9 protein-coding genes are annotated in these 12,092 nt (G+C 68.5%); 5 read left to right on the forward strand and 4 right to left on the reverse strand.

What is annotated here, in order from left to right; genetic code table 11:
• Window positions 1-4 precede the first annotated feature (4 nt).
• The 4 genes from ACFWZ2_RS21925 to ACFWZ2_RS21940 all read right to left on the reverse strand — a co-directional run bounded on the left by ACFWZ2_RS21925 (window position 5) and on the right by ACFWZ2_RS21940 (window position 4,582).
• Window positions 5-853, reverse strand: coding sequence for a DUF4097 family beta strand repeat-containing protein (locus ACFWZ2_RS21925; protein WP_384548084.1), 849 nt, complete (start codon window positions 851-853; stop codon window positions 5-7).
• Window positions 854-1,265: 412 nt separating this feature from the next.
• A complete protein-coding gene (locus tag ACFWZ2_RS21930; protein ID WP_384548086.1) occupies window positions 1,266-2,378 on the reverse strand; it encodes an IS701 family transposase in 1,113 nt (370 codons plus the stop codon).
• Window positions 2,379-2,803: 425 nt separating this feature from the next.
• Window positions 2,804-3,649 (reverse strand): dimethylargininase, encoded by an 846-nt coding sequence (gene ddaH / locus ACFWZ2_RS21935; protein ID WP_384548088.1) that lies wholly within the window; start codon window positions 3,647-3,649, stop codon window positions 2,804-2,806.
• A gap of 372 nt (window positions 3,650-4,021) precedes the next feature.
• Entirely contained in the window at window positions 4,022-4,582 is a 561-nt protein-coding gene (locus ACFWZ2_RS21940; RefSeq protein WP_384548090.1) for an LmbU family transcriptional regulator, read from the reverse strand.
• A gap of 1,217 nt (window positions 4,583-5,799) precedes the next feature.
• Between ACFWZ2_RS21940 and ACFWZ2_RS21945 the strand changes: the two genes are divergently transcribed.
• From ACFWZ2_RS21945 to ACFWZ2_RS21965, 5 genes are all read left to right on the forward strand, one after another.
• Entirely contained in the window at window positions 5,800-6,015 is a 216-nt protein-coding gene (locus ACFWZ2_RS21945) for an MbtH family protein (RefSeq protein ID WP_384548092.1), read from the forward strand.
• Between the two features lie 37 nt (window positions 6,016-6,052).
• The gene (locus ACFWZ2_RS21950; protein ID WP_384548094.1) at window positions 6,053-7,642 is read left to right on the forward strand and encodes an amino acid adenylation domain-containing protein; all 1,590 of its coding nucleotides are present in this window, start codon (window positions 6,053-6,055) and stop codon (window positions 7,640-7,642) included.
• 59 nt (window positions 7,643-7,701) lie between these two features.
• Entirely contained in the window at window positions 7,702-7,932 is a 231-nt protein-coding gene (locus ACFWZ2_RS21955) for a phosphopantetheine-binding protein (protein ID WP_384548109.1), read from the forward strand.
• Between the two features lie 92 nt (window positions 7,933-8,024).
• Window positions 8,025-9,212 (forward strand): NAD(P)/FAD-dependent oxidoreductase, encoded by a 1,188-nt coding sequence (locus tag ACFWZ2_RS21960; protein WP_384548096.1) that lies wholly within the window; start codon window positions 8,025-8,027, stop codon window positions 9,210-9,212.
• A gap of 44 nt (window positions 9,213-9,256) precedes the next feature.
• A partial coding sequence (locus tag ACFWZ2_RS21965; protein WP_384548098.1) for an amino acid adenylation domain-containing protein occupies window positions 9,257-12,092 on the forward strand: 2,836 nt, incomplete at its 3' end.

Genomic DNA, 12,092 nt, shown 5'->3' on the forward strand with positions numbered 1-12,092 from the left:
CACGTCATTCCGTGGCGGCGCCCGAATGTTCCGCCACGATGTCGCCGATCCCGGTGCGGGCCTGGATGTGGACGATCTCGTCGGCCTGCTCGCACGCTTCCAGGAGCGAGAGTGAGGTGTAGCAGGTGCCCGCGGTGGATTCGAGGAACAGCCGGGCGCCGCTGGTCCTGGCCACACCGATCCGGATGCTGCCGAACGTGGTGGCGGCGACAAGCGATTCCCGCGCCACCTCGCCGACGTGGATGTCGCCGTGGCTCGTCCGGGCGTCCACGCAGGAGTGCGCCCGGCTGACCCGGACGTCCCCCTTCTCGGCGTGCAGCCGGGCGGCGCCGTGCGCTTCCCGCACGGTGATGTCGCCCTCGCCCTTCGCGTGGACCGTGACCGTGCCCTCGACCTGCCCCAGATGGGTGTCGCCGCGGTCCGCCGTGGCCTCGACGGTGCCGGTCGCGTGGCCGACCGTGACGGTGCCCAGGGAGGCGGTCAGCTGCAGACTGCCGGTCCGGTCGAGTCTGATGTGCCCCATGCCCGTGCGCAGTTGGCACGCGCCCAGCTCGCCCACGCCGAGGAAGTCCGCGGCCATGCCCTGGCCGCGCAGGCTCGATCCGGTCGGCACATGGATGATCACGATGACCGCGCCGTCGTTCCCGCACGGCTCCGCCGCGTCGACGACCAGTCGTCCGTCGGTGCAGTCCACGTGCAGATGCTCGGCGGCCTGCATGTCGGCCTGGTCGTACCGGTCGCGCGGATACACCTCGACGCTCGTCTCGGCGCGGTCACTCGCGACGACGCGGACCTGGCCGAACGCCAGGCTGAGCACTACACAGACAGGTGCGGGAGTGTCGAACGTCGGCATGGCCGGCCGCCTCCGGGAGGTCTTCGGCTGCCGGTCTGGTCGAGACCGCGGCCGGTAACGGCACAGATCCACCTTCGCCGCGGGGGTGCGCGTACCGCCCCGGGGTCGCCGGTGCGTGGTTGTGGACAGCGCGTCCCGTACGCGTCCGTCTTTCCTGCACTGGCCGGGAGGGAATCGCCGGGGGAGGCACCCTCTGCTGCGGGATGCAACTCCCCGGTGCCGCAAGGTGTCTGAATGGTGCCACCTTGGGATGCCCGTGCCAGGAAGGTCGAAACTCCATGTGACGATCCATCACCACAGGGTACACGGGGCGATGGTTCTTCCGGGGGAGCCCACGCCGACTCGTGCGGATACTGTGCGGCGCCAACTCCCCCTGGAATGGCACCCCATGGCACCATCGGCGGGTTCTTCGCTACGGCACCCGCTGGGCCCTGTCGTCGTGACCTTCGAAGGACGGCGACACCGTTGTCAGTCCGTTCAGGCACCAGTAGGCGCACGCGGCGGAGACCAGCGTCATGTGGTGGTACCAGCCGGGGTACGAGCGCCCTTCGAAGTCGAGGAGCCCGAAGTCCCTTTTGAGGGAGCCGATCACGGCCTGCGTCTCGGCGTTCAGGGCGGTGAGCGAGGCGAGTTGGGCGAGGCTGCTGTGGATGCGGCCGGTGAGCCACATCGGCACCGGATTGCGGTCGGCGTCCACCTCGGTGAAGACCCGGTAGAGCGGACCCGGGCAGCGGCCGAGACCGCAGCCCGGCAGATGAACGAGCGACGTCCTGATCCGGGCGCGGCGCTGTCGTCCGTCGGGCAGGGTGACGACGGTGAGTTCCGGATTCTGCGTGCTGACAAGGGACTTGGCGCCGACGGGTTCGGTGGTGCCCGGCGTGCCGTCGCCGACGGGAAGCACCGGAAGGTGCGGCGGCACCGCGACGACGAAGTCCTGGCGGCGTCTGTTGAGTCCGTTCAGGAGGTGTTCCACGTCGGGCTCGTCGCTCATGTCGGCAAGGACGAGAGCGGACGACGACTCCGTACGGGAGGACAGCCGGTCCACGAGCCGGAGCGCGTGCGCCCACAGCGGCAGATGCTCCTCGGAGTCCGGTATACGCGCGTCCCTGCGCCGCTCGCGGTCCTCGGTCCAGGACGGCGACAGGTGCAGGCTCCAGTCGACGGGCACCTGAGCGGTGCCCACGCGCAGGAAAGACCCCAATGCCAGCTGACAGTTGAGGGTGCGGCCCGATGTCGGGTCGAAGTAGCGGTGGACGCCCACCGACCGGTCGCCGCTCTTGGGCAGGATGGCCCGGCTGATGGTCCAGACGGGCTCGGGCCGGTGATCCGCCACCCAGCGGGTGAGCTCTCCCATGACCACGTCGGCGTCCCACGGGCTCAGGCTGATGAACTGGCGCAGGGAGTGGATGACGGAGGGGTCGGAGGAGATCGCACCGGCGAGTCTGCGCACCGACTTCTTGCCCGGAGTGGCGAGCAGTCCGGCCAGATAGGCGTGTGCCCACTTGCGTTGATCCGCCCGACGCAAGCTCTGGAAGATCGTTCTGCTGAAGGCATCCAGAGCGGCCTCTGAATTGCCGGCGAGTGGAGTGTCACTTGAAGTCGACGAGGCCCGGTCCCAGGCCGTACATGCAGCATCCATCTCGCAATAACTCCCCCGTAGCCACTGAGCGTTGCAAGCAAATGATCATAAGCAGCGCCACTTCCAGGATGCGACATCTGGTGCGTGGTCTTAGCTGTTTCTTAACGGGTGGGGGAGCAGTGACGAAGCGATACGGGTGATGCGGCGGAGCCCGGCGTCCGCGCGGGCCGGAGACAGCCCGCGGAGGCGCCGCGCACCCCCCTCACGGCGGTATTCCGTGAGGGGGTACGAGCGCCTCCGCGGGCCCGTGGCGAGGCCTCTTCCCGGGGCCTCTCCTCGGTGCTCCTCAGGCCCTCTTCCCAGGCCTCTTCTCAGGCCCGCGCGCGCAGTTCCAAGGTGCAGCACTTGGCGCTTCCGCCGCCCTTGAGCAGTTCGGTCATGTCGATGCCGATGGGCTCGAAGCCGCGCTCCCTGAGCTGGTGCGGCAGTCGCTCCGCCTGCTCGGGAATGATCACGTGCCGGCCGTCGGACACCGCGTTCATGCCGAACACCGCGGCGTCGGCCGCGTCCGCCAGGAGGGCGTCGGGGAACCGCTCCTCGAGCAGCGCCCTGCTCTGCGGCGAGAACGCCTCGGGGTTGTACATGATCTCGTCGTCGTCGAGCACGGCGAGAGCGGTGTCGAGGTGGTAGTACCTGTCGTCGACCAGCGTCAGACCGATCACCTCCCTGCCGAAGAACTCCTGTACCTCGTCATGGGACTTGGGCTCGCTGCGGAATCCCGAGCCCGCCAGGATGACGTCCCCCGTGCACAGGAAGTCGCCCTCGCCCTCGTTGACCAGAGCGGCCTGCTCGGCGTCCCAGCCGTGCAGCCGGAACCACTCCAGATACGCCGGTGACTCCTCCATGCGCTGCTCGTAACGGAAGCGGGCGACCAGGGCCCGGCCGTCCACCACCGTCGCGCCGTTGGCGGAGTACACCATGTCGGGCAGACCGGCGACGGGCTCGACCAGCTCGACCTTGTGCCCCAGCTCGACCAGCAGGTCGTGCAGTGTTTTCCACTGGGAGAGTCCACGTTCCGTGGAAGTGGGGCGTGAGGGGTCCATCCACGGGTTTATGGAATAAGAGACGTCAAAGAACGTCGGCTCGCACATGAGGTAGTGCCGCGGCCGTGCGGTCCGCTTCTTCGCGGATCCACCGGCGTTACTGCTCTGCCGCACTCGGTCCCCTTCCCTAGCTCAACTGTAGTTGGTGGCCGTCATGTTCGCCCGCCGCCGCCTTGTGGGCCGCAGCGCGAATCGACAGAACCCATTGGTGCATGGAACGCGGTGCCGCCGCCATACGCGAATCCGTCGATGCCATACGCGAATCTGCGCGGCAAGCGATTATTGAGACGTGTTCCCTGTCACCGGGGTAGGCTGCTCTCGGCGGGCACGGCCAGTCTTCCACCTTGTTCTGCGGCGGAATCCGAAGTCCCCCCGTTGTCCTGTCGGCCGGACAACGGGGGGACGGTGAGTGAAACATTAGTCGACAGAGCAAACACGGGATGCCGTGGAGTCGACTGCGACGGCCTTTCGGAGTGAATTCAAGGGTTACGCGGGTCGCTCCAGGGAAACCCGCCGCTCGGTCTCCTGCAACACCTGCTCGGCGGCGGCGTCGAGCGTGGCCGTCACCCACTCGGCCAGCTCGGTGCCGGCCTGCGCCGCGGCCTTGTGCCACCACTGCAGGCGGTTGTCGGGCACCGCGAGCCGACGCGTCGCCTCGGCGTCCACGGCCTGCTGGGAGCCCTGCCGCTGGGCCCGGAGGGCGTTGCGGAGCTGCTTGGTGGTCCACTTCATCTGCTCGGTGCGGTCGAGCCAGACGTCCTGCTCGTCGACGGGCAGGGACGCCAGCTCGGCGTGGTGCTGGAAGCTCAGCGCGGGCCGCCGCCGGTGCAGCTCGAACCGCCGGGAGATCCAGGCGTAGTTGCGCAGTGTCTGGTACTGCAGCCCGGCCGCGCGAATACCGCGCTCATAGCGGTCGGCATAGTGGTCCTTGCCGTATATGAGCCAGTCGCCCAGCCACCAGGACGACGAATTGAGCAGTCCGGAGAGCTGGCGTCCGGCCCGCTCCCAGTCCTCGAAGGCAAGTCCGGCAGGTAAATGCAGCCCCACGTTCGTGGTGAGTACCTGGTCACGCCGCGCCTCCGCCCCATTGGTACTCCGGGTTCTTGACGCAGGCTCGGGAGTTCTGCCGAATGGCAGCGCTTTGGAGTCTCTGCGGTCTTCGACTTGATTCCTCATGATGCCTCCGTGTCAACGCGCGTATCAAGCGAGCGACTTCGCGGTGGCTGGCTCCCCCGGTCAGTAGAGAAAGCATTCACCCCGTTGTGCACAGACATGCCGAATCGCATTGCCACCACCCCGGGTGCAATGTGGCACGTCCGCAATGAACCGGGTCGGTTTGGTTCATCGGGATGGTGGGGGGCGGCCAACTGGCACGCTTCCGAGTAGATCTCGGCGCCGATGTTGAGTGCAAGGTCTTGGCGTCATCGAGCCAGACTTTGCAGAGTCCGAAACGTTCCCCCGAAGCCGCGGCGTGCGAGCCCGTCGGTCGCCCGCGCCGTGCGGGGGCCGCCGTGGCAGCCGGAATGACCAGCACCGGGCCCGCCACCTCGTCGGTTTTCCGCCGACCCGGCTGAAACTGTTGGCGCGTAACGCACCATCGTCGAATCTCCACGAGCCGTACGAGCCGGATGTGCCGCAGCGGTTCCGGCCGTACGGGGCGCCGGGGCGGCCGTACGGCGCGGGCGACCGGTACGACCCGTTCCATGGCGCGGGATGAACTCCTATAGGTGTATGAGTAGTTGGGGGCAAGGTGCTTATGAGTCGAGTGCCGCGTCGCCGACCGGGACGAGCGAGTGAGTGGGCGGGCGAGTGGGCGAACGGCTCGATCGGTCGGCCCGCAGTCGCCCCGGCGCCGACCGTGCGTCGCGCGGCCGCGCGCACTTGCGCGCCCGAACCGAGAGCAATGGATTGAATCAGTACGCAAGGGTCGCCCACAGGCGGATCCTGTTGAATGTGCGGGCGCTTCGGGCCTAATTCCCCTGCTGCTTCTCGGCGGCGGAACATACGCTATGAACGAGGTGCCGACTTCCCCTGCCCGGCCGCGGCCGCTGTCCCGTTGAACAGGACAAGGAGCCCAATTGCGGGCCACCGCCCATTACTTGTGGCGTCGGCGACCGGGTCCTACGGTGGGGCTGCATTCCAGGGTGGCTGCGGATAGCGAGTGTCCGGTCGACAGGACGACACGGATTCGGCAAACCTGTGCCCGGCCCGGCCCTGAAGATTTCCCATTCCAAGTCACCCAGTGACCTTTAAGGACGGTGGCAGTGAGCACGAACCCCTTCGATGATGAGGACGGCCGCTTTTACGTCGTGGTCAACGACGAGGAGCAGCACTCCCTGTGGCCGGTTTTCGCCGAGGTGCCCGCGGGCTGGCGGACGGTCTTCGGCGAGGCGGCCAGGGCCGAGTGCCTGGAGTACGTGGAGCAGAACTGGACCGACCTGCGCCCGAAGAGCCTGCGGGAGGCCATGGCCGCGCAGTGAACTCCCGTCCGGACACCTGTCGTATCGGAGTCAGTTGATGATCCTTGAGGGAAAGCGGGTTCCCCTGCCCGCGGTGCCCGTCGTCCACCGGCGGTTCGAGGCGCACGCGGGGACCACCCCCGACGCCGTCGCCGTGGTGTGCGCGGGGCAGCGGGTGACGTACGCGGAGCTGGACGCGCGGGCGAACCGGTTCGCGCACCTCCTCGTCGCGCGGGGCGCGGGACCCGGCGCGAAGGTCGGCATCTGCCTGGACTACTCGGTCGACATGGTCGTGGCGATCCTCGGCACGCTGAAGGCGGGCGCGGCCTACGTACCGCTCGATCCGTCGTATCCGGCAGCCAGGCTGCGGCTGTTGCTGGGGAGGATCCCGGGGCTCGTCCTGGTCGTGGCCTCCCCGGCGACGGCCGCCCTGGTCGAGTCGGCGACCGTGGAGGTCCTCGACCTCGCGGAGCAGTCGGGGCGCCTCGCCGATCTGCCGGTGACCGGCCCCGACGTCCCGGTCACCGGGGACGACGTGTGCTACGCCGTCTTCACCTCCGGCTCGACCGGGACGCCGAAGCTGACGGCGGTGCGGCACGAGGGCTGGTACAACCTGCTCAACTGGCTGGCGCTCGAATACAGCCTGCACCCCGGCTCGCACAACCTGGTGGTCAGCGCGTTCGGGTTCGACCTGTCCCAGCGCAGCCTGATGATGCCGCTGTTCTGCGGCGCCACCCAACACCTCATGGCGAGCCGGAACTTCGACGGTGCGATGGCCTACCGCATGCTGACCGAGCACGGGATACGCGTGGTGCACTGCGCGTCGAGCACGCTGTATCTGCTGGTGGACTGGGAGACGGCGCGCGGCGGTTCGGCGCTCGCCGGCCTCGACTACGTCCTGTTCGGCGGGGAGCCGCTCAAGTTCGAGCGGATCGAGGCCTGGGCGCGGCGCGCCGGAAACACCTGCACCCTCCTGCACCAGTACGGCGTCGCCGAGTGCACCGACGTCGCCACCTCCTACGACCTGGCCGCCCACCGGCCGGGCGACCAGGAGATCGCCCCCGTCGGACGCCCTGCGTACAACACCGACATCCACCTCCTCGACGAGCGGCTGCGCGGTGTCGGGGCGGGGGAGTACGGCGAGATCTGCATCGCGGGGGCCGGTGTCGGCGCGGGCTATCTGGGCGGCACGGGCCCCGAATCCGAGCGGTTCACGACGATCGACGTCGACGGCGCGCCGCTCAGGCTGTACCGCACGGGCGACCGCGGCACGGTGACCGACGCCGGTGAACTCGTCGTCGTCGGGCGGATGGACGCGCAGGTGAAGGTGCGGGGCATGCGCATCGACCCCACCGACATCGAGCGGGTGCTCGGCAGGCTGGCCGGGGTCCGGGAAGCGGCCGTGGCCGTCGAGTACGGCGGCTCGGGCGAGGCCGAGCTGATCGCCTTCCTCGTCCCCGTGGGCGACGGGACCGACGACAGCGACGTACGCGCCCGTCTCCTGGAGACGCTGCCGCGCAATATGGTCCCCGCCCGTTTCGTCACCGTCCCGCGGCTGCCGTTGAGCCCGCACGGGAAAGTCGACCGCGCGGCGCTGCTCGACGAATTCAGGAACCGGTACGCGACGACGAGCGGCGCGCCGGAATAAGTCGCCGGAATGGTCGGCGGAACGGCCGACGGACCTTGCTGGTAACCGAGAGGACTGTGATGATTGCCGAACGGGTGCGCACCATCTGGTGCCGGGAACTCCAGCGCGAAGACATAGCGCTCGACGAGGACTTCTTCGCCCTGGGCGGCCAGTCTCTGATCATGGCCAGGATCCAGGGCGCATTCATCGAGGAGCTGGGCATCGAGGTCCCGATGGACCAGATGTTCCTCAACCCGACCGTGGCATCGATTTCCGAGTACATCGAATCCCTGGGTGCGGCGACCCCATAGTGTCCGCCGCGCCGAAAGCGCATTCCCCCTGCACGACCATTCCGGCCGCGGCCGCGTCGGAATCCACAAACCACCCTGCTGAGAGAGACGCCATGTACGACGTCATTGTCATAGGTGCCCGTTGTGCGGGTTCGCCGGCAGCCATGCTGTTCGCTCGGCAGGGATACCGGGTCCTGCTCCTGGAGAAGGCACGATTCCCGCAGGACACGTTGTCCTCGCACTACATCCACCAGCCGGGCGTGGCACTGCTCGACCGGTGGGGGCTGCTCGACGAGATCCGCGCCGCGGGCAGCCGGCCGATCGACCACCAGAGCTACGAAGGCCCCGGTGTCCGCCTGGAGGGCTTCTCGCTTCCGGTCGACGGCCACCGCACCACGTACGCGCCCAGGCGGTTCGTGCTCGACCCGATCCTGGCGGGCGGCGCCGTGGCGTCCGGTGTGGACTTCCAGGAGTCCTGCGCGGTCACCGACCTGATCTTCGAGGACGACCGGGTCGTCGGCGTGCGCTACACGACGCCCGGCGGCACCGAGGCGGAGGAGCGGGCACGCCTCGTCGTCGGCGCGGACGGCATGCGGTCGCTGGTGGCCCGCAAGGTCGGTGCGCCCAAGACCATCGAGCACCCCCGCATGACCTGCACCTACTACAGCTACTGGGCGGACGTTCCCGCGCACTTCGAGCTGTACGAGCGGCCGGGGCGCTGGATCGCGCTCGCGCCCACGAACGACGGCCTCACGCTGATCATGACGTACTTCCCGCAGAGCGAGTTCGCCGACGTCCGCACCGACGTGGAGTCCCACTACCTCGCGTCGTGCCGCACGACCGCCCCCGAGCTGTACGAGCGGATGATGGCGGGCCGGCGCGTCGAGCAGCTCTACGGCACCGGGCACCAGGAGAACTACTTCCGCAAGGCCTCGGGGCCCGGCTGGGTGCTGCTCGGCGACGCGGTGCACCACAAGGACTCCATCACCGCCCGCGGCATCACCGACGCCTTCATCCAGGCCCAGTCGCTCACCGACCACATCGGGCAGGGGCTGCACGACGACACCGCGCTCACGGTGGCGCTGAAGCGCTACGAGCGCGACCTGGACGACACGTTCTACAGCTTCTACCAGGGCGCGCTGAACGTGGCCGAGCTCAAGCCCGACCGGCAGGCGGAAATGATGCGGAAGCTGGCCGGTCACCAGAGCCTCGTCGACCGCTACTTCTCGACGGTGTCGGGCGCGATCTCCTTCGACGACTTCTACAACGACGAACTTTTGACAGTGCTCGATCAGAGCTGACCCGGCGGATTGCTCACCGGTAGACCTGCCGATTTGGAGACACAATGATCCCGTTGTCGTTCGCACAGCGTCGACTCTGGTTCGTGGACCGGTTCGAAGGCCCGTCGCCGACCTACAACGGCGCGTTTTCCCTGCGGCTGACCGGTGAGTTGAGCGTGGCGGCGCTGGAGTCGGCGCTGCGCGATGTCATCGACCGGCACGAGGTGCTGCGGACGGTGATCGTCGAGGACGACGACGGTGTCCCGCACCAGCAGGTGCTGTCCTCCGGTGAGCGGCCGTTCGCCCTGCCGATCGTGGACGTCGCCGACGAGGCCGAACGGGCGGCGGCCGTCGACGAGTTCGCCGTCGGCACCTTCGACCTGGCGACCGATGTGCCGATCCGCGCCCGGCTGGTGCGGCGCGGTGCCAACGAGCACACGCTGGTCCTGGTGATGCACCACATCGCGGTGGACGGCGAGTCCTTCGGACCGCTTTTCCGCGATCTCCTCGCGGCCTACGAGGCGCGCTCGAAGGGCGGGGCCCCGGCGTGGGAGCCGCTTCCGGTGCAGTACGCGGACTACACGCTGTGGCAGCGCGACGTGCTCGGCGACGAGTCCGACCCGGAGAGCCTCGCGGCCCGGCAACTGGCCTACTGGCGCGAGACCTTGGCCGATCTCGCCCAGCCCCTCGCCCTGCCCACCGACCGGCCGCGCCGCAAGACGGTGACCCGCGACGGCGACATGGTCCGCTTCACCATCGACCCCGACCTGCTCCGCTCCGTGGAGAAGCTGGCCGCGCAAGAGGACACCACGGTGTCGATGGTGATGCACTCGGCGCTTGCGGTGCTTCTGCATCACCTCGGGTGCGGTGACGACGTACCGATCGGTGCGCCGATCGCGGGCCGTACGGATGACGAACTGCGGGATCTGATCGGGTTCTTCGTGAACACGTGGGTGCTGCGGGTCGATCTCTCCGGGAACCCGACGTTCCGTCAGGTGCTGCAGCGGGTGCGGGGGCGGTCTCTTGGTGCGTACGACCATCAGGACATGCCGTTCGAGCGGCTGGTGGAGTTGCTCAACCCCGACCGGTCGACCGCGTACCACCCGTTCTTCCAGGTGATGCTCTCCTGGCAACCGCCGGTCCCGGAGATGGAGTTCCCCGGCCTCGACGTCCAGGCCCAGAAGCTGGAGACCAGGACGGCCAAGTTCGACCTGTTCTTCGACCTGCTGCCCAACGACACGGGTGGGGCGGGCTGCCGCCTCGAGTACGCCACCGATCTGTTCGACAGGTCCACCGTCGAAGACTTGGCCGACCGGTTCATCCGCGTCCTGACCCGGCTCACGGCCGACTCGGAGCGCAGGATCGGCGGCATCGACGTCCTCGATGCGGCCGAACGCGACCGGCTGCTCCTTGACTTCAACGACACGGCGACAGCGGCGTCCGGGCCGCTGACGGTGCCTGAGCTGTTCGAGGAGCAGGTGGCCAGGACGCCGGATGCTCCGGCGTTGGTGTGCGAGGACCGGTCGCTCACCTACCGGGAGCTGGATGACCGGGCGAATGCTGTGGCGTGGGAGTTGGTGCGGCGTGGTGCGGGTCCGGAGGACCTGGTGGTGCTTGCGCTGCCGCGTAGCGAGGAGCTGGTGGCGGGTCTGCTGGGGATTCTCAAGTCCGGTGCGGCGTATGTGCCGTTGGACCCGCAGTATCTGAGCGGGCGGGCGGAGAGTGTGCTGGCGGAGGCGGCCCCGCGGTTCGCCGTCACGGACACCGGGACGTGGCAGGAGATGCCGGACAACGACATCTCGATCGTCAACGTCGACCACCGCGCCCAGTGGCAGGCGCCCCGGGGGGCGTTGGACGACGCGGCCCGGACCGCTCCGCTGGCCCCGGACAACTTGGCGTATGTGATGTACACGTCGGGGTCGACGGGTGCGCCGAAGGGTGCGTCGATCACTCACCGCGGTGTCGTCAATGGCGTGCGGGAGTTGGTGGGGGTGCTGGATGCGGCGCCGGGGTGGCGGATGCTGGCGGGCACGTCGGTGAATTTCGATGTGTCGGTGTTCGAGCTGCTGACCACGCTGTCGACGGGCGGCACGGCCGAACTGGTGCCTAATGTGCTGGCGTTGGGTGAGCGGGGTGGCTGGGACGGTCAGGTGATCAGTGGGGTTCCCTCGGTGCTGGGGGAGCTGGTGGGTCAGCTGGAGCGGGCGCCGCAGGTGCGGTCGGTGGTCTTTGCGGGGGATGTGCTGCCTGCCCGGCTGGTGCGCCAGGTCCGCCAGGCGCTGCCGGGGGTGCAGGTGGTCAACTGCTATGGGCAGAGCGAGAGTTTCTACGCCACCACGTTTTCGCTGCCCGCCGGGCGGGAGTTGGCGGAGGGGGAGGTGGCGCCGATCGGTGTTCCGTTGGGGAACATGCGTGCCTATGTGCTGGGGGCGGGGCTGGCTCCGGTGCCGCAGGGTGTGATCGGTGAGCTGTATGTGGTGGGCGCCTGCTTGGGGCGTGGGTATTTCGGGCGTGCGGGGTTGACGGCGGAGCGGTTCGTGGCCAGTCCGTTCGGGCCTGCGGGCGAGCGCATGTACCGCACGGGTGATCTGGCGCGGTGGAATGCGCGCGGGGAGCTGGAGTGTGTGGGGCGCGGGGACGGTCAGGTGAAGGTGCGGGGCTTCCGTATCGAGCCGGCCGAGGTCGAGGCGGTGTGCGAGCTGTATCCCGGGATCAGTGAGGCCCTGGTCATCAGCCGCGAAACCCCCACAGGAGGACGACGACTCGTCGCCTACGTGGTGCACGACGGCGAAGGCGCCGTCAGTGACGACGGTGCGGGCGGCATCGGCGATGTGAACACCCTTGCCGGTGCGTCGGCGGCTGAGTTGCGTCGGTTTGTGGCGGCGCGGTTGCCGGATTACA

The organism is Streptomyces sp. NPDC059002 (genome assembly GCF_042740435.1).
Lineage (GTDB): Bacteria > Actinomycetota > Actinomycetes > Streptomycetales > Streptomycetaceae > Streptomyces.

What these genes read in the sequence shown, in the direction of transcription:
- ACFWZ2_RS21925 (WP_384548084.1), bottom strand. Translation starts at nt 853, where the DNA reads ATGCCGACGTTCGACACTCCCGCACCTGTCTGTGTAGTGCTCAGCCTG.
- ACFWZ2_RS21950 (WP_384548094.1), top strand. Translation starts at nt 6,053, where the DNA reads ATGATCCTTGAGGGAAAGCGGGTTCCCCTGCCCGCGGTGCCCGTCGTC.
- ACFWZ2_RS21955 (WP_384548109.1), top strand. Translation starts at nt 7,702, where the DNA reads ATGATTGCCGAACGGGTGCGCACCATCTGGTGCCGGGAACTCCAGCGC.
- ACFWZ2_RS21960 (WP_384548096.1), top strand. Translation starts at nt 8,025, where the DNA reads ATGTACGACGTCATTGTCATAGGTGCCCGTTGTGCGGGTTCGCCGGCA.